Annotated in this window: 27 protein-coding genes; 2 read left to right on the top strand and 25 right to left on the bottom strand. The window is 69.1% G+C overall.

Annotated elements, in window-relative coordinates:
• Positions 1-49 precede the first annotated feature (49 nt).
• Entirely contained in the window at positions 50-799 is a 750-nt protein-coding gene (locus E7Z53_RS08265) for an SGNH/GDSL hydrolase family protein (RefSeq protein WP_176337582.1), read from the top strand.
• Positions 800-813: 14 nt separating this feature from the next.
• Positions 814-1,482, top strand: a complete 669-nt coding sequence (locus tag E7Z53_RS08260; protein ID WP_176337581.1) for an SGNH/GDSL hydrolase family protein — start codon at positions 814-816, stop codon at positions 1,480-1,482.
• Here the strand turns inward: E7Z53_RS08260 and E7Z53_RS08255 are convergent.
• From E7Z53_RS08255 to E7Z53_RS08135, 25 genes are all read right to left on the bottom strand, one after another.
• A complete protein-coding gene (locus tag E7Z53_RS08255; protein WP_176337580.1) occupies positions 1,479-2,243 on the bottom strand; it encodes an alpha/beta fold hydrolase in 765 nt (254 codons plus the stop codon). The two genes, E7Z53_RS08260 and E7Z53_RS08255, sit on opposite strands and share 4 nt — an antisense overlap.
• Positions 2,240-2,995 carry a hypothetical protein gene (locus E7Z53_RS08250; protein ID WP_176337579.1) on the bottom strand — a complete coding sequence of 252 codons (756 nt, stop codon included), beginning with the start codon at positions 2,993-2,995 and terminating at the stop codon, positions 2,240-2,242. The genes E7Z53_RS08255 and E7Z53_RS08250 overlap by 4 nt, the downstream gene beginning before the upstream one ends.
• Positions 2,995-3,825: a hypothetical protein gene (locus tag E7Z53_RS08245; protein ID WP_176337578.1), complete on the bottom strand. Its 831-nt coding sequence runs from the start codon at positions 3,823-3,825 to the stop codon at positions 2,995-2,997. Before E7Z53_RS08245 ends, E7Z53_RS08250 begins: the two co-directional genes overlap by 1 nt.
• The gene (locus E7Z53_RS08240) at positions 3,818-3,991 is read right to left on the bottom strand and encodes a hypothetical protein (protein ID WP_176337577.1); all 174 of its coding nucleotides are present in this window, start codon (positions 3,989-3,991) and stop codon (positions 3,818-3,820) included. The genes E7Z53_RS08245 and E7Z53_RS08240 overlap by 8 nt, the downstream gene beginning before the upstream one ends.
• A gap of 7 nt (positions 3,992-3,998) precedes the next feature.
• On the bottom strand, positions 3,999-5,192 hold the full coding sequence (locus E7Z53_RS08235) for an H-type lectin domain-containing protein (RefSeq protein ID WP_176337576.1): 1,194 nt from the start codon (positions 5,190-5,192) through the stop codon (positions 3,999-4,001).
• A 19-nt stretch (positions 5,193-5,211) separates the two neighbouring features.
• Positions 5,212-6,306, bottom strand: coding sequence for a hypothetical protein (locus E7Z53_RS08230; RefSeq protein WP_176337575.1), 1,095 nt, complete (start codon positions 6,304-6,306; stop codon positions 5,212-5,214).
• The gene (locus E7Z53_RS08225; RefSeq protein ID WP_176337574.1) at positions 6,303-7,190 is read right to left on the bottom strand and encodes a hypothetical protein; all 888 of its coding nucleotides are present in this window, start codon (positions 7,188-7,190) and stop codon (positions 6,303-6,305) included. Before E7Z53_RS08225 ends, E7Z53_RS08230 begins: the two co-directional genes overlap by 4 nt.
• Positions 7,191-7,202: 12 nt before the next feature.
• The gene (locus E7Z53_RS08220; RefSeq protein ID WP_176337573.1) at positions 7,203-8,051 is read right to left on the bottom strand and encodes a hypothetical protein; all 849 of its coding nucleotides are present in this window, start codon (positions 8,049-8,051) and stop codon (positions 7,203-7,205) included.
• A gap of 3 nt (positions 8,052-8,054) precedes the next feature.
• A complete protein-coding gene (locus E7Z53_RS08215; protein WP_176337572.1) occupies positions 8,055-12,362 on the bottom strand; it encodes a phage tail protein in 4,308 nt (1,435 codons plus the stop codon).
• 395 nt (positions 12,363-12,757) lie between these two features.
• The gene (locus E7Z53_RS08210; RefSeq protein ID WP_176337571.1) at positions 12,758-13,168 is read right to left on the bottom strand and encodes a hypothetical protein; all 411 of its coding nucleotides are present in this window, start codon (positions 13,166-13,168) and stop codon (positions 12,758-12,760) included.
• A gap of 104 nt (positions 13,169-13,272) precedes the next feature.
• Positions 13,273-13,848, bottom strand: a complete 576-nt coding sequence (locus E7Z53_RS08205; protein WP_176337570.1) for a hypothetical protein — start codon at positions 13,846-13,848, stop codon at positions 13,273-13,275.
• Between the two features lie 67 nt (positions 13,849-13,915).
• Positions 13,916-14,323: a hypothetical protein gene (locus tag E7Z53_RS08200; RefSeq protein WP_176337569.1), complete on the bottom strand. Its 408-nt coding sequence runs from the start codon at positions 14,321-14,323 to the stop codon at positions 13,916-13,918.
• A gap of 2 nt (positions 14,324-14,325) precedes the next feature.
• Positions 14,326-14,622, bottom strand: coding sequence for an HK97 gp10 family phage protein (locus E7Z53_RS08195; RefSeq protein WP_176337568.1), 297 nt, complete (start codon positions 14,620-14,622; stop codon positions 14,326-14,328).
• The gene (locus tag E7Z53_RS08190) at positions 14,622-14,960 is read right to left on the bottom strand and encodes a hypothetical protein (RefSeq protein ID WP_176337567.1); all 339 of its coding nucleotides are present in this window, start codon (positions 14,958-14,960) and stop codon (positions 14,622-14,624) included. Before E7Z53_RS08190 ends, E7Z53_RS08195 begins: the two co-directional genes overlap by 1 nt.
• Complete coding sequence (locus E7Z53_RS08185; RefSeq protein WP_176337566.1) at positions 14,957-15,373, bottom strand: Gp19/Gp15/Gp42 family protein; 417 nt, start codon at positions 15,371-15,373, stop codon at positions 14,957-14,959. Before E7Z53_RS08185 ends, E7Z53_RS08190 begins: the two co-directional genes overlap by 4 nt.
• Before the next feature lie 57 nt (positions 15,374-15,430).
• Entirely contained in the window at positions 15,431-15,682 is a 252-nt protein-coding gene (locus E7Z53_RS08180) for a hypothetical protein (RefSeq protein ID WP_176337565.1), read from the bottom strand.
• 6 nt (positions 15,683-15,688) lie between these two features.
• Positions 15,689-16,723: a major capsid protein gene (locus tag E7Z53_RS08175; RefSeq protein WP_176337564.1), complete on the bottom strand. Its 1,035-nt coding sequence runs from the start codon at positions 16,721-16,723 to the stop codon at positions 15,689-15,691.
• 18 nt (positions 16,724-16,741) lie between these two features.
• On the bottom strand, positions 16,742-17,116 hold the full coding sequence (locus E7Z53_RS08170; protein ID WP_217905566.1) for a head decoration protein: 375 nt from the start codon (positions 17,114-17,116) through the stop codon (positions 16,742-16,744).
• Between the two features lie 11 nt (positions 17,117-17,127).
• Positions 17,128-18,231 carry an AAA family ATPase gene (locus tag E7Z53_RS08165; protein WP_176337563.1) on the bottom strand — a complete coding sequence of 368 codons (1,104 nt, stop codon included), beginning with the start codon at positions 18,229-18,231 and terminating at the stop codon, positions 17,128-17,130.
• The gene (locus E7Z53_RS08160) at positions 18,228-19,340 is read right to left on the bottom strand and encodes a hypothetical protein (protein ID WP_176337562.1); all 1,113 of its coding nucleotides are present in this window, start codon (positions 19,338-19,340) and stop codon (positions 18,228-18,230) included. Before E7Z53_RS08160 ends, E7Z53_RS08165 begins: the two co-directional genes overlap by 4 nt.
• The gene (locus E7Z53_RS08155) at positions 19,333-20,745 is read right to left on the bottom strand and encodes a phage portal protein (RefSeq protein WP_176337561.1); all 1,413 of its coding nucleotides are present in this window, start codon (positions 20,743-20,745) and stop codon (positions 19,333-19,335) included. Before E7Z53_RS08155 ends, E7Z53_RS08160 begins: the two co-directional genes overlap by 8 nt.
• 19 nt (positions 20,746-20,764) lie before the next feature.
• Complete coding sequence (locus E7Z53_RS08150) at positions 20,765-22,501, bottom strand: terminase (protein WP_176337560.1); 1,737 nt, start codon at positions 22,499-22,501, stop codon at positions 20,765-20,767.
• Positions 22,502-22,507: 6 nt separating this feature from the next.
• A complete protein-coding gene (locus E7Z53_RS08145) occupies positions 22,508-22,978 on the bottom strand; it encodes a hypothetical protein (RefSeq protein WP_217905565.1) in 471 nt (156 codons plus the stop codon).
• Positions 22,979-23,043: 65 nt separating this feature from the next.
• Complete coding sequence (locus tag E7Z53_RS08140; protein ID WP_176337559.1) at positions 23,044-23,223, bottom strand: hypothetical protein; 180 nt, start codon at positions 23,221-23,223, stop codon at positions 23,044-23,046.
• 516 nt (positions 23,224-23,739) lie between these two features.
• On the bottom strand, positions 23,740-23,982 hold the full coding sequence (locus E7Z53_RS08135) for a hypothetical protein (protein ID WP_176337558.1): 243 nt from the start codon (positions 23,980-23,982) through the stop codon (positions 23,740-23,742).
• Positions 23,983-23,986 lie beyond the last annotated feature (4 nt).

The following is a 23,986-nucleotide window of genomic DNA, read 5'->3' as shown; positions in this document are numbered from 1 at the left end:
CATGCAACGCACCCCCCGTTCTGACGCTGCACGCGCCGAGAAGAAGCCCATGCCCCGAAACAAAAAGCTCGCCAACACCGCGATCGTCGGCCTCGGCGCCCTCCTTGTGGCCGGGCTCGGGGTCGCAGCCGTCCAGGACAACCAGGTGCAGGCTCGCAACGCCGCGGCCGTGTCCACGTACTCACCACCGGAGCACACTGTTGCTCCGGCCGCTGAGGGCCCGGACACTGCGTTGTTCATCGGGGACTCATACACCGCAGGCGCAGGCGTGTCCCGTCAAGCTGACCGGTGGTCCACCCGGGTCGCCAGGGCTCAGGGGTGGGACGAAAAGAACCTCGCCGCAGGAGGCACCGGGTACGGGACGTCTGTGGACGCGCCCACGAGCAGGGATGCCTGCGGCAAGGGCTACTGCCCTGACTACGCACAGGCTCTCGAGGGCTACGTCGGCCAAAGCCCCGATGTTGTTGTCGTCGCCGGAGGCCGCAACGACTTCGACATGTCACCCGATGAGTTCGCCGACGCAGTGGACGGGGTGCTCAGCAGTGTTGTGGAGACGTTCCCCAAGGCCACGGTCTACGCCGTGAGCCCGGTGTGGGACGACGACGAGACCCCGGAGGGATTCGACACCCGGGTCGATGCGGTACGGACCGCCGCGGAAAAGGTCGACGCCACCTTCGTAGACATCGGGCAGCCGCTGGAAGGGAAGCCCGACCTTGTCGTGGAGGATGGCGTGCACCCGAACAGGGCAGGGCACGCCGCCCTCGCCGACGCCTTCAAGTCCGCCGTCCGCTCCGCCTGAGTCAGCGAGTCATTATGCGAAAGACATTCCGAGTTGTCACGGTCCTGGGGGTCGGCGTGGTGCTGGCCGTTGGTGGAGCCGCCGGCGGGAAGGTGGTGCTTGGCAACGCCCGAGAGGCAGAGGCATGCGAGGGATTGCAGGCATATCTCCAGGACCCCGGACTGCTCGTGAAATCACCGGATGGGGCGGCGGGCGTTGCAGCCCTTGGCGACTCGTACACCGCCGGGGACGGTCTGGAAGAACGCGGTGACGGCTGGGCCTACCAGGTAGCTGGAACCGTGGCAGGCGTTGGGTCCACAGGCTTCGTCAGCGGCGGGTATTGCGGTGAGCACAGCTACGCCGAGCGCATCGCTGCCGTGCTCGAGACCGGACCAGAGACGCTGATCATTCAGGGTGGGCTCAACGACACTTCAGCCGAGCCCGAGGAGCTTCGGGCCGCGGCAGACGCCCTGCTTGAGGACGCCGCCAGCGTGCCCCGGGTGGTGGTGGTGGGTCCGGTGAACGCCCCGGCACGAGACGGGGAACAAGCCGTGGACGCGGCGCTGTCAGAGGCTGCGCAGACCGCCGGGGCCGACTACGTCTCCGCCCTCGAGTGGGAGTTAGCGTTCCTCCCCGACGACCTGCACCTCACAAAGGATGGCCACGAGGAGTTCGCCGCCCGGGTCGGCAACGCACTGGACTAGGCCAAGCAGCGTCCCAGGAACTCGGCGAAGTCGATGACCGGAGCACTGGCAGTGTGGCCGCCAGTGTCGTGGTGCACCACCGCGGATTCAGTGGCGACACCTGTGATCTTCGTGTGGAACGGGACGGCGTTGGCGGCCTTGGACACGGTCACGTCTGCAGCCGAGGCGTAGATCCGCCACCGGAGGCCCGCGTAGTTCGCGGCGTCGTAGGAGTTCAGCGGGGAGTGTCCGGCAGGGATCTCCGCGAACGACGTGACACCGTAGGCGGCGTTGATGCTGGACTGGAACCCGTTGGCCGTGCCGCCCGGTGAAGCGGTGTAGGCCCAGTTCAGGTCGAGTACCGGGTCGATCAGGTACACGCCCTTGAGCTTCCCCGTGGGCAGGGTCTTCTTCGCGGCGGTCAGCGCGGCGTCAAGCCCGCCCATCGACGCGCCAACGAGGACGACCTTGGAAACGGGCTTGATCGCGTTCATGAGGTTGTACTCGTTGACCACGTCGGTGAGGGACGCGGCGTTGCCCCAGTTGTCACCGTGGGCGCGGGAAGCGGCGACCATGCACCCCTGCTGTATCGCAGCGTGGATCATTGGGTACGCCCAGTAGCCCCGGGGGATCTGCTCGTTGCCGGAGAGTTGGTGGCAGTAGATCACCAGCGGCGCGCCAGCGCCCATAGACTCGGCGGGCGGCAACCAGTACCGCACATTGATGCCGGCGGAGTCGACAGTGTCTACCGGGTGCACCCCGTAACGCTGGCGTCCGATCATGACAGGCCCCATTTCTTGGCGATGTTCTGCGTGATGATGTCCGCCCGCGACGGTGAGACGGGCTGGTTGGCGACGATGACTTCCCCAACGTCCAGGGTCCCCGCGGTGGGAGGAGAACCCTGGCCGGGGCCGATGAACAGGCTGTCCATCGTGTTCGTGCCGACCGCTGCGCCGGAGACCGTGGTCACGAACCCGTCGACGTAAACGGCCGCACCGCCAGAGCCGATAGTGATGATCGCGACATGCCATGCCCCGTCATTGAATGGGGGCCCGTACTTCGAGGAGTCCAAACCCGCGTTCACGTGGAGACTGTTCCCTGCTGCGGCCATCCGGACGTTCACCCCGGTGGAGCCGAACAGCACCGCGTCATTGTTCTGGGCCCAGTTCGCGGAGACCCGGAACACGATAACGAAGGTCAGCGGCAGCGGCCAGCCCGCCATGACACCGAGACCGCCGGACCCGAAAGTGTCCGAGTTGCCCAGGTATGTGGACGGGGTGAACCTGACCGCCTTGTGCCCATTCCGCGCATTGGTCAATAGGGTCGGCTTGGAGGCCAAGGTCCGGTTCAGCGCGAATCCGCCGAATGAGGCCTGCCACGTCGTTACCGTCGCGCCGTTCGATCCGGCGAGCACATCGGCTTCCAAATGTACGAGAGTGCCCGGGACGTCACGCACTGGGTCGAACACCCGCAACGGGACACCACGGTGGTCCTTATCGGCGGCTTTCGCCATGCCGAGGGTCACGACATCCATCAGGCTGCTCCTGTCACGTTGCCGTTGTCGTCATAGCTGAAGGTTCGGGTCACACCGGCACGAGTTTGTGTTGCCACAGTTCCGTCGGAGTTGTACGTGAACGTGGTCGTGACACCGTTCTCAGTTGTCGATGCCACGGTGCCGTCGGAGTTGTACGTGACCGCAAGTTCCGGGTTGGGATCGTGGACAAGCCCGGCGTCCTGTAGCTGATCCCTCGACACGGAGCCGGTCAATCCCATGAAGTCCGTGACGGTGGCTGCGGGAGCAGACACTGGTTCGCCAATCTGACCGTCCGGGACCAGGTCAATGTCGATGGGTCCCGTCTGCCCGACCAGAGGCTGAAAAACCTTCTCGTACCGGTGAGGGACTGCATCCTGGCCGGATCCACCGACGACGGTGAACTTGGCGTGGTAGGCCCAGCCTTTGTCTCGTTCCCCGGATTCGAGAAGGGCGGGGAACTCGTTGCCCGCGGTGTCCCGCCAACCCTCGGCGTTGACGTGGGGGAGCTCGAAGGTGAGCTCCTCTCCGTTTTCCACTCGGAAGGTGCGGGGAGTGGGGTAGAACGGCCACCCTGAGGCGGCGTGCACGACGTGCGGCGTGCCCACGAAGATGGGCGTCACGGTGGCGCTGATGAGCTTGGGGGCGGCACCGAACATGGTCCGGCCGGCGCCAATGGTGATGGTGGCGAGGGAGATGCCGGGTGGGTATGCCATGATCGTGGGTCCTTCTGTCGTGGGGGCCGCCAAGGCCGTTGTCTCAGGGGTTGTGTCCGCCGTCGTGACTGTCATCGTCGTGTCGGTCTGGCGAGCTTCCTCGAAGTAATCAGCCATCCTCGCCGCCCTCCTGCGTCTGGGCCTCCTCGGCCGGCGCCGGGGATGCGAGGCGGATGAGCCCGGCGCGGACCTTCAGGTCGAGAGCCTCGGCGCGCAGCTGCGCGTTCTCCCGCTCCAGGTAGAGCACCTTCGCGGCCAGCTGGTCAGGGGACAGGGGGTCCATGAAGCTCCTAAGCGATTGCGAACCAGTCGAACCGGAAGTCGCCGGTCGAGTTGTTCGTTCCGAGGTTCTTGACGTTGTAGGTGAAGCCCGTGGTCGTGCGGGACCTCAGCGTGATGAGAAGATCGGTCGCGTTCTCGGACTGCGCCTGGCAGAACACTCGCGGCACGCTCGTGAACGGCATAGGGAACGTCACCGTCGCGTTGGAAATGAACCCGCCGGCCGCGATGAACCCGCCGCTCAGGTGCCCCTTCTGAATCGCCCTACTGTTCGAGAGCTTGCCGTTGAGCTGGATGCCGTCCGACGCGTTGTGCAGTGTGATGCCCGTGGCTGTGTTCCCGTCGAAGCCAGCGTTCGGCATGGCATAGAGATTCAGGAATCGGTTCGCCCCGCTGTCGTACCAGAGCGCGCCGTGGGCGTCCTCGGAGCCCACGAAGAAGTCGAGCGCCGAGGTCCCGAACTGTGGGTTCGTGCTCCCGGAGGCCAGCCGTGTCGTGAGCTCCACTCGGGTGCTGGAGGGCGCGGTCTTGAAGTTCCCGGTGATGAGGTTGCTCGCGCCGTTGAGATCCACGGTCAGCTGGTTCTGCGCATTCCACGCCTTGTACCCGGAGCCGGACACCTCGACGATCCCCTGCGGCCCCGCGACGGTCAGCGCCGCCTGCTGCATCAGGTCGTGACCGAGGTCCCCGAGGTTGATCCGGTTCGCGACCAGCGTCGGTGTGACGATGCCCTCGATGACGGTGACCTGGTTGAGGATCGCGTCCTCGGTGACGACCAGCCGCTTGGCCTCCACATCCATCGCCTGCACGACCTTCGCCGCCAGTGTGCCCGGCACATCGATGTCACCGCCGCGGATCTCGACGATGTCCTGGTCCATCGTGGTCAGGCGCAGCTCGGTGGCGTCGAGGGAGGCCTGCGTCTCCTCCACGACCAGGCGGGCGTCCTCCAGCGCCTGGCGAGCGCCGGCGATCTCCGCGTCCCACGCGGCGGCTTTCATGCCGTCGAGGAAGAGCGTGGACCCGTCGGGCAGGGCGTAGGCGGTGCCTTCGCCCTCGTCGGCGACCTTCACCCCGTGCGGGGTGGTGTCGGTCTTGAGGGCGGAGCGGACGAGGCGCTTGAGGGAGCTCTCGACGGCGAGCGCTGCGGCGGCGTCTGCGCCGGTGGTGACCGGTGGGGGTGGGGTGAGGGTGCGGCGTTCTACCACTGGCGTCTCCTCTGGTGGGTCAGAAGCTTTCCTCTTGCATTTCGACGGTCACGGTCTCGGTGAGGGAGCCGGAGGCCCTGATGATGCGCATGAGGTAGGTGCCGGCGGGGATGTTGAGCCAGTCGGGTCCGAGGGTGACGTAGCCGGCGTCGCCGACGTGCCACCTGCCGAGGGGGTTCTTCGTGGAGTCGGCGCGGACGGTGATGCTGACCTGGTCGGTGGCGACCCGGTGGGCTTTGAGATGGCCGGCGGCCTTCTCGGCGAGCGGGGCGATGCGGTTCTGGCTGGTGTCGGAGATGACGGACTCGAGGAAGGGCCGGCCGTCTTGGACGGCGGCGAGGTCCTCGGCTTTGGCGATGACGGTGCCGGCTCCTTGGCCGGAGCCGGTGGCCCAGACGCGGTCGGTGATCTGGGAGGAGTCGGCGTTGACGGTGACGTCGGCGACGTCGGACTCGGCGGGGGTGGTGTCCCAGTCCGGGGCCCAGTCCTGGGCGATGGTGGGCTGGACGGTGGTGCCGTGGACGAGGACCCACTCGAAACGGGTGCGGTTCTCGTCGGCCCACCGGGGGCGGAGCATCACGTCGGGTCCGTCGAGGACGGCGGCGAGCTCATCGAGGCGCTGGTCTACCGCGTTGTTCGCCAAGTCCCAGGAGCTGTAGGCCCGCTCCTGGGCACCGGTCTCGGCCGGCACGCCGTGGACGATGGGCAGCCGCCCGTTGGGCTTGGCCATGCCGTGCTGGATCAGCTCCCACATGATCTGCCCGTAGGAGGTGTTCCGGAACGTGAGATCGTCCTCGACAAAGCGCCGCTCGAACATCTTGCGCATGCCCGACCAGGAGAACGTCGCGTTCTTCCGGTCTTCCGTGGGCCACCCGGTGATGGGGCCGCCGACCCAGGGGTGTTCGTTGCCGTCGGCGTCGACGTAGCAGAGCACCAGGCACGCCCACCACGGGCCGAACTGAGTGCGGGCGAGTCCGGCCAGGTCGGCCTTCTTGACCACGCAGGTGCCGCCGCCGGTGCCGTTGAGCTCGTCCGACCAGGCGAAGGACACCGGGTCCAGGGTCCGGCCAGCGGCGCCGGTGATGGTCTCGGCCAGGTACACGCGCCAGCTCACCAGTGGATCACTCCTCGGTCGTAGAGCCGGAAGTCATCGCCCGGGAACTTGTCTGCCCCGCCGTAGCGGACCGCCCAGCGGCCGGACTGGCCGGCGGGCACGAAGCGCTGCTGCACCGTGTAGTGCACGGTGTGCTCGCCCTCGGTGGCGGCCAGGACAGCGGTGAAGACCTTGGTCTCCCAGAACCGGTCGAAGCGCCGCTCGAAGGACACGAACGGGTTGTTGTCCACGTAGATCGTGTAGAGCACCGACCCGTACTCGTCGAGGGTCGCCCCGTTCGAGGCGGAGGCCGAGACGCAGGAGGCCAGGCGGATGTCGACGTCACGGTCCGTGGGCACGTAGAACCGGCCCGCGCCCCGGGTGAACACCCCGGTGGTGCGCGGGGTCGAGTCCTTCTCCACGTGCAGGTGCAACCGGCCCAGGGTGGAGCCGACCGGGCGGGCGAACTTCCGGTTGGCCACCGAGGTGGTCGCCGTGGTCGCCGTCGCCCCGGCTGGCACGACCCGCTGGTCCAGCAGCACGGAGTTCGCCGGCAGCGCCCCGGAGGTCACACCGACGAACGCGGTGTTGTCCGGGTTCCCCTGGGTGGGGAAGAGCTGGCGCACGTAGATCAGGTCCGTGCGCGTGCCCGTCGCCGGGGCCGCGGCCGCCGGAAGCGTGGTCGCCACGACCGGGATCGTGATCGCCATGTCCGTGCCCGTGGACAGGACCACCGCACCGGCCGTGACCCGGTACTCCATGGTCGCGGTGCCGGACACGTCGCAGCCGTCGATGATGCCATCGGTGTTGTACTCCGCGGCGATAATCCGCTGCATGTCCTCCGGGGTCGTCCCGACCGGGCCCTCGGGGGTGACGACGTGGGGGACTCCCAGTCCTGTGGCCATGGTGTTGTCCTCCTAGAGGTAGGTGTCTGCGGTGTGGACATCGATCCACCCGGCGCCCTGCTGGGCCGATGAGGCGCGCGGGGCGATCACCGCCCCGGGGTCGATGCCGAACCAGCCCCGGCGGGTGGCCGCGTGCGTCATGTCGTTGCCGCCCACGCTGATCGAGCCGCTGGCCATGTCCACCACGGCCGGGGACTGCGAGAAGATCGGGGCCCGGTACTCCACGACGTCGCGCCCGTTGGTGAGGGTGAAGCCCGACGGCCAGGTCCCGCGGACCAGGAACCGGGGCCACGCCTTGACGTTGCCCCGGTTCTCGATCGTCAGCATCGATCCGGCCGCGGTGTCCCCGAAGTCCATGACCCCGTTGCCGAACAGCGGCCAGACCAGGCCCACACCGGTGCCGGCCGGGAAGAGCTGCTGCACCCGCTCCGGCCCGTGCAGGAATGGTGACGGGGCCAGCAGCGGGATCTGCACGTCCAGGGTGTCGACGCCGCGGCGGGCGATCCCGACCTCCCCGTCCAGGCGCACCTGACAGGAGAGCTCGTGCGTTCCGGTGTCCACCGTGAGGGTGGCTAGCTGGCCGTCCCACAGCAGACCCGACAGCGCCCGCTCGAGCACCGTGCGCATCCGCACCCCGGAGTACTTCGCCTGCACCGAGATGGTCATGGCGCGGCCGGTGCGCTCCGTGGGCTCGGGGAACAGGCCGTGGCCCATGCGCTGGTCCGCGGCGCCCGTCACCCCGACCCCGCCGTACCACCCGGCCACGTCCATCAGATGCAGCCGCGGGTACTCGGCTGGCTCGCGGGTGCTGAACCTCGCCGTGTAGCCGTCAGCTGAGGTCAGCGTCGCGGTCCAGGCCATGCGTCACACCCACTTTCCGAGCTCGAAGGCCAGCGCCTCACCGGCACGGCGACCGACCCGCGAGGGGTCCTCGCCCTCGCGCGCCGGCACGGTCAGGTTTATCGGCGGCAGCCCCGCCCCACCGAGCCGCCCATCCCGTTCAGGAGCGACCGGACTCGGCGGGGCGACCATGGCCGCCATGGACCTCTGCACCGCCTTGACCCGGTGGTCAAGACCCAGGACCATGCCGTCCCCGGTCTGCTCACCGATGCGCATGAACACGCGCGAGGGGGAGTGGATCCCGAGGTAGGTGCGGACCTTCTTCGTCAGACGGTCGGCCAGGGTCTTCGACGCCCGGTCCACCGCCGCCAGCTGCGACTCGATGCCCTTCACCAGCCCGCGAGCCGCGTCCACCCCGACCCCGTACATCTGATCGGCGACCGTGCCAGCCGTCTTGGCCGACTCGGACTGGATCGCCGTGTACGTCTTCGACAGCTCCTTGAGCTGCGAGCGCGGGCCCTTGAGCAGCTGCTCAGCGACCAGCGACCCCTTCTCCCCGCCCAGTTGCGCGATCTCGTCGATCAGGCCCTTGGGCACCCCCAGCTTCCCGAGCTGGGAGATCTGCGAGCGCAGGGTGCGGATCTGGGCGAGTGCGTCCTGGGCGGATTGTGTGATCCGTTCCAGGCCGATCTCGCCGTTGGCCGCGGCCGAGAGGCTGAAGCCTCCGGCGAGGGTCTCGGCCAGGGAGTCGCGGTACTTGTTCCGGTCCTTGAGGACGTCGTCGAGCTTCTTCTGTGAGGCCTTGAGCCGGTCGGTGAGCTTGTCCCGCTGGGCCGCGTAGCGCTCGAGGATCCCGAGCTCGGTGGCGACGTGGGAGCGCAGGAAGTTGTTGGCTCCCTGCTCCCGCGAAACACCGACGATGCGCTGGAACTGCTTGGCGTCCGGGAAGGTCTTCTTGTACTGCTGATGGATGGCCTTGGCCATGTCACCAGCGGCCTTCTCCGCCTTCGACTGGGACCCGGTCAGACCCTTCACGAGACCGGCAACCGTGTAGTTACCGATCTTCATGAACACCCGGGACGGGGACTTGATCCCCAGGGCGCTCTTTGCGGCGTCCACGGCGCCCTGCACCACCGAGCGCGCCCGGTCGGCTACGGAGCCCGCCATGGACACGATGCCGTCGATCAGTCCCTGCACGAGGTTCGTGCCCACCGAGACCATCTGCCCGACGAAACCGGAGACGGCAGCAACGGCGTTGGAGCCCATGGCCTGGAACTGAGAGACGACGTTGCTCGCCCCGGAGACCACGGCGGAGACCAGCGCGGACATCGCCGAGACGACGAGCGAGGTGACCGCCGACCACGCCGCGGAGGCCGCCGCTTGGAGCGCGGCCATCCCGGAGGACCATGCCGACTGCACAGAGGCGATCCCGGAGGCCACGAAACTGACCACCGAGGCGAGCGCGGAGGAAACCGCGGACACGACCGTGGACCACCCGGCGGACCAGGCGCTCACGATCGAGGACAGGACGGAGACGATCGTCGAGGCCACTGCGGCGACTTGGCCGGAGACGATCGAGGACATCTGGGACCAAGCCTGCGAGAGCGAATCTCGCACCGCCGCCCAGGCGCCGGACCAGTTGCCCTGCAGCAGGAGAAGGAACCCCTGCAGCAAACCGGTGATGATTGTCAGGGCTCCGGTGATCACGGCCGCGGCGCCGTTGAAGGCGCCCTCGACCGCCGGCAGCAGCAGCTGCAGGGCGGGCACCAGCACCGACATCAGCATCGTCGCGAGCTGGAGCAGAATCTGCGCGGCTACGGTGATCACCGGCACGATCGCCTGGAACACGGCGACGAGTGCGGGCATCACCGCGGCAGTGAGCTGCTGGAAGATCGGCATCAGGGCGGTGCCGACCGTGGTCGCCAGCTCCCACAGGGTGGTGCCCAGGGTGGCCAGCTGCTCGCGTAGCGGGGCCGAGGACGCCACGGCCGCGACGAACGCGGCCGCGACGAACGCGGCCGCGAGCAGACCCCAAGGGCCCAGCAGCAGCCGGACCGCGGTTCCGAGCACCGTCATGACGGTGGACAGTGCCGTGGCCGCGGCACCGCCGGCGGCGAAGGACCCGGCGACCGCGGTGATGACGGGGGCGATCGTGGCCAGTGTCCCCAGCAGGGACACGACCAGCGGCACCATGGCCGCCACCGCCGCCCCGACGACGACCAGCACGGCCGACAGCCCGGGGAACTGGGTCGCGAAGGCCTGCACCGCGTTGGCCGCGGCCACCAGGATCGGTGCGAGCGCCTGCACCACGGAGATCAGGGCGGAGCCCAGGACCGGGATGATCGGCTGAACCGCGGCCAGCAGGGAAATGAAGACCGGTGCGAGCGCCTGGAGCGCTGCACCGAGCACGGGCCCGATGGTGGCGGCCAGTGACCCGAGCACGGACAGCAGGGAACCGACAGCGGCACCGAGAGCCGGGAAGGCCGGCTGCAGCGCGCGGATCCCGGCGAGGATCCCGGCGAACATGGCCGTCGCCCCAGACTGCAGGGCCGGGGAGGACAGGGCGGTGCCGAGCCCCTCGAGGAGGGCCGAGGCGGCCTGCCCGGCGAGCACCATGATGGTGGCCAGGGCCGGGGCCAGAGAGATGAACGCGTCGCCCAGGGCGGAGACCCCGGGGGCGAGCGCGGCCATGGCGGCGTGCGCTCCGGCGAAGACGGTGGTGAGCGCGCCCTGCCAGACGGGTCCGTTGATCGCGGCGTTGACGCGGGCGAGGCCGTCGGCCAGCGCCCCGAGGGACGCCCCGCCGGCGTTGGCTGCCGCGCGGGAGAGCCCGGCGAGGATGCCGGAGGCGTTGGCGATGACCCGGCCGAGGTCCTGCAGGTTGGTGATGCCGTCGCGGATCCAGCGGTGCAGGGACCCGTCGCCGGCGGCGGTCTGGATGAAGGTGTCGAACCGCTCGGTGATCTGGTTGAACCAGGACGCGAGGGCCGGCAGGTAGGAGGCCCCGGCGGTGCCGAGGGTCATCAGGGCGGTGGTCAGGTAGGAAGCGCCCTCACCGGCGATGTCCACGGACTCACGCAGGTACTCGAGCTGGGCGCCCAGCTGACCCCGACCAAGGGGGGTATTCAGGGTGTTGGCGATGGCCGCGCCCATGACGCCGAACTCGTGGGAGATCGCGGTGAGCTTGTCCTGCAGGATCGGCAGGACGCTGTTGGCCAGGTCACGGATCGGCTGGGCCGCCCGGGCCCAGAAAGCGGTGCTGATGGAGTCCTGCAGCGCCGAGAACCCCGGGCCGAGATCGCCCAGGACGTCCTTGACGTCTACGAGCGCGGCGATGAGCACACCGGTGCCGACAGCGAAGCCGGCCAGGATGCCGGGCAGGGCCAGGGCGGCGGGGATGATCGCGGCCAGAGACCCACCCAGGGCCACGAGGTTCGAGACTCCGGCCAGCGCGGTGGCCGACAGGGTGGCGATGGCGAGGGTGAGCCCAGCCACCGAGGGCAGGGACCGGTCGAGATTGGTCACCAGGTTGCGCACGGAGGACCCGAGGTCGCCCAGCACCCGGGCGCCGGACAGACCCGCGAGGGCGCCGGCGGTGGCCGCGAAGGAGGACCCCTCGAGGCGGGTGCGGATGGTGACCAGTCGGTCACGGGTCAGGGCCGCGATCCTGGCCGCGGCCAGCGCGGCGTCCACGTTCACAGGGAGGTGGATGTCCCGCTTCTCCGCCTCGTCGGCGAGGTCCTCCAGACGCTGCTTCGCGGCGGCGGTCTCGGCGTCGACGCGGATCTTGGCGGCCCGGTCCTCGACGTCGGAGACCATCTTGGCGATCTTGGCGCGGAACGCGGCGGCTTTCTCCGGCTCCACCGGGATCTCGGCCTTGACCTGGTCCTGGATGCGATCGACCTGGGCGGCGATCTCGGAGCGGAGGCGCTCACCCTCGACGGTGGCGGGGATGAGCGCCTCGACCCCGGAGACGGCCTTGCGGACGTCGGAGCTGATCCGGGAGCGGAAGGCCTTGTCCATCTCGGAGACCACCGGCACCTGCACGGGGTTCCGGCGGGCGCTCTCCTGGGCCTTCTCGGTGGCACGCCGGGCGCCGGCGAGCAGACCGTCGTCGTCGAGCACAGCGCGCAGGGTGACGCGGGCGGACTTCTCCACGGCCTTGACGGTGCGCTCGACGTCGCGGGCGAGGTCCTTGCCGTCGAGGACGGCCTTGACCTGGATCCGCGCCCGCTTCTCGATGCCCTTGAGCTTCTCGAGCAGATCGCGACGGAAGTTCGTCGTGTCCGGCAGCGCCCTGACGCCGAGGCGTCCGACCTCCTTGGCCTCCATCGGATGCGGTCTCCTTCGCTACTCGATGCCCGAGAAGTCGAAGTCCTCGAGGTCCGTGGCTTGCTTCACCGTGGTGGAGGGCCGGTAGGCGGGCACGAGGGGCCGGGGCCGCTTCCTGGAGCCCTGGACGGCCATCATGTTGTGCAGTCCCTGCAGGCGGTCGTCGACGTTCTGCAGGGCGTACTCCAGGGCGTCCCACCCGAAGTACTCGGGGCCGCCCTGCTGCTTGGCCCGCCACAGGGAGCGGGCCTCGTGGGGAATGCGCTCCAGCAGTGCCTGGAGGCGCAGGACCCCGTCGCTGTGGTCCTGACGCAGCGCCCCGTAGGGGTCGAAGCCGTACAGGGCCGTCAGATCAGCGACGAGGTCCGGCTCCTCGTCCAGGTACTTCCGGAGCGCTAGCCTTCCCCCATCTCGCCCACGTAGGCCATGACGAGGTCCAGCGCCCGGTTCATCGCCCCGGCGCCGGAGACAAACTCCACGAACTCCTCGTGGCAGCCCTCGGCGGTGAAGTGATCGGCCACGTGCTTGACGACGCCGCCCAGCTTCGGCAGCAGCTTCGGGTCGAGGTTGCTGGCGTCGATCTCCTCGACGCCGGAGGCCGAGCGGGCGTCGCCGAGGGCCTCGAGCAAGTAGGCCTGCAGGTCGAGCTGGTCCCACACCGGGACCTTCGACAGCGGCTTGAGCAGCTGCGCGCCCTCGAACTCCTCCAAGCGCTTCTGCTTGGTCTCGACGGAGTCCTTGTGGTCGGTGGGGGTGCGAGCGCCGGCCTTGGCCGCGGCCGCCTTGGTGGTGGTGTTCGTGGGCATGGTGTGAGCCTCCAAATCTGGGGTGTGTGAGCCGGTGAAAGGTGAGCAGGCCGTGCGGGGCGTGGGGCTCACGCCACGCCCCGCACGGGGTCAGAGGGCCCCGGTCAGGGGGTGACGGGGGCGGCGTAGGTGCGGGTGCCGAACCAGCGGAACCGCTTGCCGGTGACGTTGGAGGAGAGGACCTGTCCGAGCAGGTTGAACTCGAAGAAGTTCTCCACGTCGATGGTGGGAGCGTCGCCCACGGACAGGGACACGCGCGGGCAGAAGAAGGACAGGCGCTTGAGGCCCTGGACCATGATCACCTGCACGGACTTCTCGACGGAGCCGATGTCGCCGACGTCGTAGGACTCGGTGACCGGGTCCCACTCACCGCCGGGGAAGACGAGCTCGAAGGTGGCCTGGTCGGCCTGCAGCGCGTTGACGCCGAGGGTCCAGGCAGTGGCCTCGGTGGAGGTGTCGGCGGCCTCGACCTCCCAGGTGCCGACCTGGGTGACGTCGCCGCCCTCCTTCTCCAGGGCCACGGTGTTCTCCCGCGAGGTGTGCCCGAGGGTGAGCAGGGTGCCGTAGGTGGCCGGGACGCCGATGAGGAACTGGCCCGGGTCGATGGGATCGGCATCGGGCTCGCCCACGAGGACGTTGCCACGGCCGGGGATGATGATCTTGCCGGCGTCGAGCGCCATGATGTACCTCCAGAAGTGAGAGACGGCCCCGGGGTGGGGCCGGATTGGTGGGGTGCGGACGAGGTGGTCAGTCCGCGATGACCAGGCGGTAGGTGGCGTCGTACTGGTGGACGTGCTCCGCTGGATCGGTGGAGGTCGGCGCCCGTGTCGGGAGCGAGACGACGTCCGTGTGGGCGATGCGCCCGGGGCCTGGGTCCAGGTGGCCGTTGGCCGGTGCTGCGTCCAGGCCGTCGTGCACGTCCCAGGCGAGCTCGGAGGCACCGCTGTTCGTGTCGGCCACGACGGAGACGGGCACGGTCCAGATCTGCCCGTGTGCGGCGTCGCCGTTGTCCGGCCGCGCCCCGTTGAGTGCGGTGAAGACGATGTAGGGCTTGCGCATGGCGCGCTTGGCGTTCGGGGTGGACGTCACGTAGGTGCCGGCCGGGGCGGCCGCGGTGAGGGCGCGCTGGATGACGGCGTTGATGCGCAGTGCCACGCTCAGCCTCCGTGTGCCTTGTGGAAGGGGAAGTTGCCAGCGACGAAGGTTCCGTCGTCTGACTCGTATCCGTGTTCGATGATCACCGCTGCTGGGTCGTCGGAGTAGATGAGCCGGTCGGTGACGCCTGAGCGTCCGGGAACCTTTTTCACCTTGATGGAGTCTCGAAAGGCTCCAGTGCGCACAGGTGCTAGCCGCTTTACTTCGTCGCGGAATGCCTCGGCGACGTCGTCCAGGGCGGCGGAGTCACCGACCATGCGGGCGACGATCACGCCGACGTCGCGGTCGACCTCGGCCATCAGGACCCCCTCGGGTGGTTCGCCGTGATGATCACGACGTCGTGGGCGGTGCGGGGGGACATGCGGTGCCGTTGCGGTTCCCCGTGCTGGTCCCAGTCCCGCCCGTCGTAGGCCACCAGGGAGAGGTGATCGCCCGGCCAGTCCCGGGCGGTGATCCGGTACGTCTCGCGGGCCGTGATCCCGTAGGCCTCGGCCTCGACGGTGCTGATGGGCTTGACGTTGCACCGCACCGGGATCGGATCTCCCACCGGTGCGAGGTTCTCGATGCCCTCGTCGTCCTGGACGCTCTCGCGCAGCTGCACCGTGACGGTGTGGCGCGGCCGGGTCAGCAGGCTCATACCGGCCACCCGAAGGGCCGGGAGGCCTTCACCCGGGCGGTGCCGACGAAGCCGTCCGTGGCGGCCTTGCATCCGATGCGCCGGAGGTCCTTGTCAGGAAACCAGATGTCGCCGGAGGCCGTGAGGGGGTTCTTCGTGTAGGAGTACCCGGACTCGGACTCGGACTTCATGGTTGGGTCCTCGTCGCGGACCACGCGCAGCACGGCGTCGACGACGACATCCTGCACCAGCAGAGCGTCGACCGACTTCTCCGCCAGTCGGCGCAGGAGCGTGGGGCAGTCACCGATCAGGGCCCTGACGGCCTTGTCGATCTGCTCCGTGAGCCACCTGACGGTGGTCTCGTCCTCCCGGTCGATCTCACCCTCGTAGGCGTTGGCGACGGCGTCAATGTCGATGCGTAGGGCGTTGGCCACTGCTCTCACCTCCGGGTGCGACCGGTGCCCGGCCCCGCGTGGGGGCCGGGCACCGGGTTACTTCTTGGCCGTGGTGCTCTTGGCGGTGCCACCCTCGGGCGGCTGGGGCGGGTCCTGGGTCCCGCCGTCCTGCTCGCCGTCGCCGCCCTCGGGGACCGTGGCGGTCTCCTCCGGCTTCGGCTGGTCGAGGACGGCCGGGTTGCTGATGGCCTGCGCGGCCCAGGCCGGGGCGGTGGAGCCCTTCGCGAGGAACTCCACCTCGCCGGTCCTGGGGTTGCGGGCGAGGGTGCTCTCCTTGATCTTCGCCATGGTCGATCAGAGCACCTTCGCGGCGAACGACAGGTTCGCGTTGGCCAGGATCGGCAGGCCGATCGCATCGGAGATGACCTCGGCGATCATCGGCGGCTTCGGGTTGCGCCACACACCGGCGACGACGCCCGGCTGCTCGGCGTCCTCGATGCCCCACTCGGCATCGGTGGAGGTCAGCGTCTGACCCCACACGGTGGAGCCCAGCGGGTTGGTGCCGGCCTCGTCCGTGGTCTCGCCCGGCTCCGGCAGCAGCAGGAGCTGGTCGTTGGGCAGCACCCGGCGGGCGACCCCGTCCACGGCGACCTGGCGGTCGTACTTCACCAGCGGCGGCAGGCCGGCAGCGTCGACGATGTTGTTGACCTCCGTGGCGGTGGCGTTGCGAGCGCCACCGTTGAGGAGCTGGGTCTGGAACTCGTTGCCGGAGGCGAAGGCGCGGAACACCCGGGTGGAGACCAGGATGGATCCCGGCGGCTGGCCGTTGGCGACGGTGTAGGCGTCGACCCAGTCCTGCAGCTGGTCCAGGCGCGAGGTGGTAGGGGTGGCCCACAGCTCGGCGGCGGTGATCGAGTGGGACGCCGAGCGCGCGAAGTCGTCCTCGGTCTTGAAGTTGTCCTGGTCGATCGTGGCCTTGCCGGTGGCGAGCACGATGCCGCGCATGAGCTCGATGGCGTTGGCCACGGCCATGACGACCTGGTCGGTGGTGCCCTGGATGCTGTTGAGCATCGCCTCGTCGGAGGCGTTGCGCTCACGCAGCTGCTTGTACTCGGACACGGGGATGTTCTGTCCCAGTGCGGGCAGCTCGATGGTGTAGCGGCGGCCGTGCTTCTGCCGGCCGGTCTCGGGCTCGGCGTCGTACGCGCGGAACTTCGCCGCGTCGACGAGGCCGTGGGCTCCCTGCATGACACGGACCACGGAGTCCATGACGGTGCGGTTGGGAAGCCAGCGGGCGAGCGTGCCGTTGCGGCGCTCGTACTCCTCTAGGGAGGCGCGTGCGTACCCGGTCAGCGTCGCCGGGTCGATGATGTCGGTCCAAAGGGCCATGATCTAGTCCCTCCCTTCTCAGAGGTAGACGATGTTGGTGTTCGGCTGGGACGCCGGGGCGGCGAAGCCAGCCAGGGGGACGCGGGCGGTCTTGACCCGGCCGTGGTCCAGCAGCGGCGCCGGGAGGTTCCCGGTGCCGACGACGGCCTGGTCGGTGAAGATGTGCCCGGCGATGTTCTGGGACCCGTCGGCGCCGGCGGCGTTGTAGGGGACCAGCAGGCCGTTGACCTTGGCCACGGGGAACCCGGAGGGGATGTACCCGTCGGGGTAGTGGGTGCCGGCGGTGAACGCGGAGACGTTGATCGTCTCGGTGCGGCAGTTGGCGATCCCGTGGGCGGAACCGAGCCAGGACTGGTCGCCACCGCCGAAGGACTCGCTACGGAGCTTGGGCATGATGACTCCTTTCAGGAGTTCTTGGGGCCACGGCGGGCGGCGTGGAGTTCGCGCCCGGCGGCCACAGAGGAAGCGCCCGCGGGACGGTTGTAGCCCTGGAAGGACTGCCGCTGCGGGGCGGGATTGGTGCTGGGAAGCAGAGTGGCCTTGGCCTGGACGCGGGCCGTGTCCACGGACCCGTCGTCCTTGAGGTACTTGGACAGGTCCAGGTCCTCGAGGAAGGAGTTGAGCTTGTCCTCCTCCACCCCCGGGGCGGCCGCGCGGAACTCGGCGCGCACCAGCTGCGGGGCCAGCGCGAGGCGGGCCTGGGCCTCGCCGTCACGGCGGGCCTGCTCGACGGCGTCCTGTCGGGCGCGTTCGTCGGCCGGCAGCTGCTGGCGCTGGAGCTCGTCGAACTGGCGGGCCTTCTCGGCGAGCGTGTCGTAGTCGGCGCGGGACTTGACCGTGTTCTCGTGCTTGCGGGCCTGGTGCTTCCAGTAGGCCTCGCGCTGCTCGACGTTCATCTGCTCCAGCGGGGTGTTCGCGGGATAGCCCCTGTCGGGCTCCTGCTGGCCGGTCTGGCCGCCCTGCTGCTGGCCCGTCTGCCCGCCCTGCTGGCCGCTCTGCTGGTCGTCCTGGGCCGGGGGCGTGGTGCCCTGGCCCTGCGGGGCGCCCTGCTGAGCCTGGCTGTTCTGCTGTCCCACGGTGTTCTCCTTGTCAGGTGAGTCGTTGCCCACGTCGGGCGTGATCGTGGTGTCGCCGTCGTGGGGTGAGTAGGTCTCCCACCACCGGGTGATCGGCTCCACCAGGTCTGTCGTCCCGTCGCGCTCTTGGGCGCGGCGGGTGGCTTCTTCGGCCGGGGTCGCCAGCACGATGACCTCGTCGGCGCCCACACGCGCCGCGTGGTCGTGCCGGGCGGCCGCGTCGGCGAGGGTGCGGATGATCCACACGTCTCCGCGCTGGTAGTCCCGGGCGGTGCGCTCCATCAGCGAGCGCACCGAGGCGGCGGTCTCACGGTCGGAGTAGCGGGTGCGTATCTCGTCCAGGTCCACGACCAGGTCCTCGGGCCCGGCGTGGTCGGCGACGTAGGTGGACTTCCCGGCTCCGGGGGGCCCGCAGACGGTGCGGATGGTCATGCCGCCGTCCTCCTGCTCAGCGCCTCGATCTCCCGCTGGTAGCGGCCGATCCTGTTCTTCGCCGTGGACACGACCCAGTAGCCGCGCGAGCGGCGGTCGGTGACGTCCTCGTCGAGGGTGTCGGCCCAGGCGATGGACTTCTCGGCGGCGGCGATCTTCCGCTCGAGCTCCTCGATCCGCTCGGACGGGTCGGAGCGCACCGGGGTCTCCTTGGCCTTGCGGATCGAGGCGCGGCGGGCGGCCGTCATACGCGGGCTGTCCTCGGTGAGCTCGGTCGTGCCGTCCTCGCGCATGACTGCGCCCAGCTCTCCGTGCTCGTCGATGACGACGCGCACGTGCGAGAGGTCCTGCCGGCCGGTGGACCCGGCGGCCCCGTAGAGGCGGTTCAGGTCGGCCTCGTTGAGGGTGAGGCCAGGGTCGCCGGCGGCGGTGATGGGCAGGACCGTGCACTGGCAGCCGGTGTGGACGGGCATGAGGTCTTCGACGCTGTAGATCCGGGAGGCGGCCGCCGCGCAGAGACCGCAGGTGCCGGTTTTGGACCGCTCCGGGTGGATGATGCGGCGGTAGCCCTTCACCTCGGAGCGGCGCCTGGCCGGGGGCTTGCGCTGCTCCGTGCGCTTCTCCCGCGGGGAGGGCGGGGTTCGGATGACCTCGTGCTCTTGGTCGCGCTGGGTGAGCATCATGTCCGTCTGCGCCAGCTTCTCGACCCGCTGCAGCGCCCGGGCGCGGGCGGCGCCCTCGGGGACGTTCAGGGCCCGGGCCCGGCGGTACTGCTCCACGGGCCGCTCGTACACGTCCTCGACGTCGACGCCGTGGCGGGCGTACTGGAAGCCGAGGATCTCGTGGTCGATGTCGTCCTCCGGGAAGATGGCGTCCATCTCCTGGTAGACCTGGCGCATGTAGGCGGTGGTCTGCTTCCGGACCTCGGCCTGGGTGGTCTCCACCAGGGAGGCCGAGGCGCGGGCCTGGGTGCGCACCAGCTCCCCGTCGTACCAGCCGTCGAAGTCACTCCACAGGGAGCGCAGCTGGTCGATGAGCACGCCGGTCAGCTTGGCGGTGATCGCCGCCTGGGCGTCCACGAGCTTGGTGAGCACGCGCAGATCAGCCATCGGTGTCCTCCACCTCCGAGGCTCCGGCGACTACGGCGAGCATCGCGTCCTCGGATCGCTGGACTTCGGCAGCGGCGATCTCCTCCGGGGTCAGCTCGAGGAACTTCTCCATGCGGGTCTTCCACGGCACCCCGGCCGCCTTGGCTGTCCGGCCGGACTCAGCCCGCTCGGTCAGTGAGGACCGGCGCGGGTTGGCCCAGATCAGGCGCATGCCCGCCAGATCCGCCCGGTCCGTCTCGCCTTGCAACTGCAGGGCGTAGCTGATCAGCGAGCGCATCCGTCCGTCGATGTGCTTGATCGTGGACTCGACGTCGAAGACGATGCCTTCGCGCTTGAGGTCGGACCCGGCGGCGGACTCGTTGGCGGAATCGGGGGCGAGCATGTCCAGCGGGGTGTTGGACGTCGCGGCCAGGTACTTCAGGTCGTCCGCAACGGCCTTGAGCACCGGGGTGAAGTCGGCCTGACTGGACTCCCACAGGGTGGCGGCCTTGGGCAGGATCCATACGGCGCCCGGGTCGGCCTCGAAGATGTCGTCGTAGTCGATCTCTTCGCCGTCGTCGTCATGGCGGGGAGCGCCGTTCACGGCGCGCTGCCGGAACGCCTGGAGCGCGATGAGGATCATCCGTTGGAGGATCGTGTGGTTGATCCGCTCCATCGTTGGGATCTGCTTCTCGAAGGCCGCCATGCCGGAGCGGTTGGGGAACTCGAAGATGGGCACCTGGTCGGTGGCGGTGGGAGTACGTTCGTCCTCGATGACCCAGCTGACCGGGCGCAGCTGCCAACGCTTCGTGCCCGGCTTGGGCAGGATCGTGGAGCCCACGTGGCGGGCGACGCGGGTGTAGCCGGGGCGGAAGAGCACCACCACGTCGACGTCGTTGACGTCGTCGCGCATGATCTTCAGCGCCGCCAGCGGGCGGGTGGGGTCGGCTGGGTTGGGCTCGACGATGACCTGGGCGGGATGCTCGGCGGTGATCAGCGCCCCGGAGGTCGGGTCGCCGGGGATCCGGTAGTCGACCATCGCGTAGGACACCGACAGCGAGTACATCCACTCGAGGATCTCGGCGAACTTCGCCGGCATGTCGTTGACGTTGAACAGCCGGTTGACGACGTCGTCGCCGTTGGCGCTGTCGTCTACGGCGGTCATGCACGCCAGGGGCATGGTGCGGTGCAGCCGGGCGTTGACGATGATCTCCGCCGGGTTCAGGTTCGCGATGCGCTGGAGCCGGTCGAAGTTGCCGCCCTTGTCCGGGTAGGGCTTCGGGGGCTTGCCCTCGTACCAGGCCTGGTTCGTGTCGATGCGGGGGAGGCGGTCGCCGAGCTTCTTGGCCAGCCGCAGCATCCACCACTCGTCCGAGCCGCGCTCGATCGTGCCGGCGTTGGGGAACCGGGAGTGTCCCTCGAGCACTGGTGACCGCCTCCTTCCGTCATCGTCTGAACTTGCGTCGGGTCTTCGTGGCGGAGCCGCCGACCTTGAACGGTACGAACGTCTCCTCGGGCTCCTCCTCGGGAGCGTTGAGGAACGCCGCGCGCGCCTCGAAGGCGAGCGCGGCGGCGACGGCCGCGTCGATCTTGCGCACGCTGTTCTTGCCCTCTTTGCCGATCACGATGCCGCCGCGGCGGGACCATCGGCGGGCGTTGATCAGGTGGCGCACGAGCACCGGGTTGGCCGAGATGCGGATGCCGGCGGTGGAGATCTGCAGGTGCAGCCGCTCCAAGGCCAGGGCCATCTTCGTGTCGAGCTTCGTCCACCACTTGATCGCGGACTGGGCGCCGGCCTTGGCGCGCAGGTGCTCGCCGAACTCCCGTTCCCAGGCCTCGATGCGGTCCAGCCAGTGCGGCGGGTCCGCGAAGAAGGCCACGACCTCGTACTCGGTGAACATCCGGTGCACCGCGGCGTCGAAGGCGAGCTCGTCCACCCGCCAGTCGGCGGCCTCCGGGCCGTCGGGGCACTCCTGGATGAGGACCTCGAAGAGGTACCCGTCGGAGATCCGGCAGCCGACCAGCGCGGTGGCGTCGTCGGTCTGGGCGCCGTCGAAGCCCAGGGCGATCCGCTCCCCGGGTTCGAGCTCGTCGAGCCCGACCACCGGCATGTCGGTGGTGACCTCGGCGACCTCGGCCGGGGTGACCCAAGCGTTGGACGCCTCGGAGAGGCCGTTGAGGTAGTAGCGCCGGGCCGCGGCCGGGGAGTGTCTGGGGTCGAAGATCTTGTCCACGACGCCCTCGACGCTGTTCCAGTCCATGGCCTCGCCGTAGGACTCGACGATCGCCTCCACGAGCGCGTCCTCGTCGGAGAGGTCCTTCAGGTCCGACCAGCGGTGGTCGTAGAGCAGGCGCAGCCGCCCGCGCACCTTGGGGCGCCCGCCGGCGGCGAGCGCGGTGATGGACTCCTCGATGAGGTGGGCGTACTTGTAGGTGGCCTCGGCGATGGATTCCTCACCGGGCAGGTACATCGTGGTGGTCTCGATGTACCAGGGCTCGGCGTCCTTCTTGCGCTTGGACAGGTTGCGGGTGACGGTCTCGTACATGGCCCGCAGCTGCGGGGTGTTGTAGAGGTGGGTCTCGTCGAAGACGGCGAAGGTCTCCTTGCCGCCGTCCTTGGACGCGGATCCCGCGGTGGACGGGGTGATCTCTCCGCCGTAGGGGAGCAGGACGCGGGTCTGGCCGACGTCGAGGCCGTAGGCCCTCAGTTGGGACAGGGGTCCCTGCGTGAGGTTGAGGTAGACCATGTCGAAGACGTTGCCGGTCTGTCCTTCCTCCGTGGCCATGATGCGCACGTAGGGGTAGACGACCGGGCGTCCCATGGGCTCGCCGGGCTCGTAGGTGTAGGTCTGGCCGAGGAACTCGAAGGTTTCCCCGCCCTTGGCCCAGCCGTCGAAGCGGCACGGGCCCAGGGCCTCGAAGAGCACGAGCTCCGCGGCCACCCCGGACTTGTTGCAGCCCTTGGGGCGGGAGAAGAACGCCGAGTCCACGAGCCGCTTGCCGGACCCGTCGAGGGCGTAGCAGTCGACGATGAGCTGGGAGTACTCGTCGCCGTGGCGGACCGGTTGGCCGGCGACACCGCCGGGGCCGTGCACGACGAAGGTCTCGATCCACCACAGCCCCAGCCACCCGAGCGACCGACTCCGCGAGGACCCGGGCGGACGGACAACTTTGTGAGGCATGGCGGCTCAGTCCTTGATCCGGCCGCGGCGTGAGTCCAGCGACGTCACCGACGCCTCGGCGGCATCACCGACCGGGGTCGTCTCGGGCACTTCGATCTCCGAGCGCAGACGCAGCCGGTCCTCCGGGGTGGCCCCGAACTTCGCCACGCGCAGGCGGATCTCGGCGGCGAACTCCCACCGGCCCTTGGACCACATTTGATGGTGCATCAGCGCCGTGTCCAGCAGCACGTCCCAGTCCGGCTCGGACAGCATCCGTGCCGCCTGCGGGGACGCCCGCCAGTGCTCCCACCACTTCCTCGTGACGGGGTGCCACGTCTCACCACCGGGCAGGACGTCGCGCGGCAGGATCGGACCCAGCTTCGTGGTCGACTTCACCAAAGCCCGCGGGCGGTTCCGCTCGTCGGCGAGGTTCGTCCGCTCCGGGGTGTCCCGGGAGCGCGAGCGCTGCTGCTTGCCTGCGGGGCCGGTACCGGCCATGGCGATCACCTCCCGTGACGAGGCCCTGACGGCGTGACGCTGTCAGTGGCGCGGCAGTAGGAGGCTCACGGGTCAGCGGGGACGCTGAGCAGATCCCGGAGCCGGGCGGTCGCTTCTTCGATCTGGACGTCCAGGGGCACGAGCATCTTCTGCTCCCACTTGTGGCCGTTCGCGGCGATCTCCGAACGCCTCGACTCCAGCTGCTCCAGCCTCCGGTTCAGCCGACCGATCTCGTACTCGGCCAACCGCCGGCACTCGACGGTGCAGTACAGCTGAGGGCGGCCCCGCCTGTGCACAGCGATGAACGAAAAGCCGCACATTATACAGGTCCGGTCCACGCATTTCTCCTGGTCAGGATTCCCCCAGACCCACGCGCACAGCGAGAAGCAGAACGCTGCGGGAGGGAGAGAGGGCACCCGGGGGAGGGGGTCCCCGCCCCCCTCGTCACAATCGGTCACACAGTCAGTCGATCAGCCCCGGATGCCGCTCCGAGGGGCGCCGCTCACGCGGCCTGCGCGGCGACGTCGCGCCCTGCGCCCCGGTGATCCGGTCGTGATGCCACGAGCACAACGACGTGAGGTCATCGTGGTCATCGGCCGGCCCCTGGTGGTGCACATCAGTGGCCTTCGCCGTGCACCGCAATCCGGTATCTGGTGAGACGTAGGTGCATCGGTGGCCGTCGGCCTCGAGCTGCTTGGCCCTGCGCTTCGGCCAGTCCTTCGGGAGGTTCTTCGTTCGGCCGCTCCGACCCGACCACGGCATCAGTCGCCCTCGCTGGATGAGGGGTTGAGAGCCTCGTCGTCCGCCTCGAGCGCGGCGTACCGGGTGAGGCCCAGGGTCTTGAGGAAGTTCTGATCCTCCGGGACACGGACCCTCAGTCGAGTCCTGCCCGGGCTGTCGACGGGCGCGGTCTCAATCACAACCATCACGCTCAAGACCAGCTCGTCATCGTCCAGGTCCAGTGGCACCTCAGCGGTACCGACCTGCAGGTTCGTGTCAGCCATGGGC

This window comes from Kocuria salina (genome assembly GCF_013368965.1).
Lineage (GTDB): Bacteria > Actinomycetota > Actinomycetes > Actinomycetales > Micrococcaceae > Kocuria > Kocuria rosea.
This window is presented reverse-complemented; position numbering and strand designations above follow the sequence as displayed.

Coding starts and splice junctions, on each gene's coding strand:
- E7Z53_RS08265 (WP_176337582.1), top strand. CDS start 50: ATGCCCCGAAACAAAAAGCTCGCCAACACCGCGATCGTCGGCCTCGGC.
- E7Z53_RS08260 (WP_176337581.1), top strand. CDS start 814: ATGCGAAAGACATTCCGAGTTGTCACGGTCCTGGGGGTCGGCGTGGTG.
- E7Z53_RS08255 (WP_176337580.1), bottom strand. CDS start 2,243: ATGATCGGACGCCAGCGTTACGGGGTGCACCCGGTAGACACTGTCGAC.
- E7Z53_RS08250 (WP_176337579.1), bottom strand. CDS start 2,995: ATGGATGTCGTGACCCTCGGCATGGCGAAAGCCGCCGATAAGGACCAC.
- E7Z53_RS08245 (WP_176337578.1), bottom strand. CDS start 3,825: ATGGCTGATTACTTCGAGGAAGCTCGCCAGACCGACACGACGATGACA.
- E7Z53_RS08240 (WP_176337577.1), bottom strand. CDS start 3,991: ATGGACCCCCTGTCCCCTGACCAGCTGGCCGCGAAGGTGCTCTACCTG.
- E7Z53_RS08225 (WP_176337574.1), bottom strand. CDS start 7,190: ATGGCCACAGGACTGGGAGTCCCCCACGTCGTCACCCCCGAGGGCCCG.
- E7Z53_RS08220 (WP_176337573.1), bottom strand. CDS start 8,051: ATGGCCTGGACCGCGACGCTGACCTCAGCTGACGGCTACACGGCGAGG.
- E7Z53_RS08215 (WP_176337572.1), bottom strand. CDS start 12,362: ATGGAGGCCAAGGAGGTCGGACGCCTCGGCGTCAGGGCGCTGCCGGAC.
- E7Z53_RS08210 (WP_176337571.1), bottom strand. CDS start 13,168: ATGCCCACGAACACCACCACCAAGGCGGCCGCGGCCAAGGCCGGCGCT.
- E7Z53_RS08205 (WP_176337570.1), bottom strand. CDS start 13,848: ATGGCGCTCGACGCCGGCAAGATCATCATCCCCGGCCGTGGCAACGTC.
- E7Z53_RS08195 (WP_176337568.1), bottom strand. CDS start 14,622: ATGGCCGAGGTCGACCGCGACGTCGGCGTGATCGTCGCCCGCATGGTC.
- E7Z53_RS08190 (WP_176337567.1), bottom strand. CDS start 14,960: ATGAGCCTGCTGACCCGGCCGCGCCACACCGTCACGGTGCAGCTGCGC.
- E7Z53_RS08180 (WP_176337565.1), bottom strand. CDS start 15,682: ATGGCGAAGATCAAGGAGAGCACCCTCGCCCGCAACCCCAGGACCGGC.
- E7Z53_RS08175 (WP_176337564.1), bottom strand. CDS start 16,723: ATGGCCCTTTGGACCGACATCATCGACCCGGCGACGCTGACCGGGTAC.
- E7Z53_RS08170 (WP_217905566.1), bottom strand. CDS start 17,116: ATGCCCAAGCTCCGTAGCGAGTCCTTCGGCGGTGGCGACCAGTCCTGG.
- E7Z53_RS08165 (WP_176337563.1), bottom strand. CDS start 18,231: ATGACCATCCGCACCGTCTGCGGGCCCCCCGGAGCCGGGAAGTCCACC.
- E7Z53_RS08160 (WP_176337562.1), bottom strand. CDS start 19,340: ATGGCTGATCTGCGCGTGCTCACCAAGCTCGTGGACGCCCAGGCGGCG.
- E7Z53_RS08150 (WP_176337560.1), bottom strand. CDS start 22,501: ATGCCTCACAAAGTTGTCCGTCCGCCCGGGTCCTCGCGGAGTCGGTCG.
- E7Z53_RS08145 (WP_217905565.1), bottom strand. CDS start 22,978: ATGGCCGGTACCGGCCCCGCAGGCAAGCAGCAGCGCTCGCGCTCCCGG.
- E7Z53_RS08135 (WP_176337558.1), bottom strand. CDS start 23,982: ATGGCTGACACGAACCTGCAGGTCGGTACCGCTGAGGTGCCACTGGAC.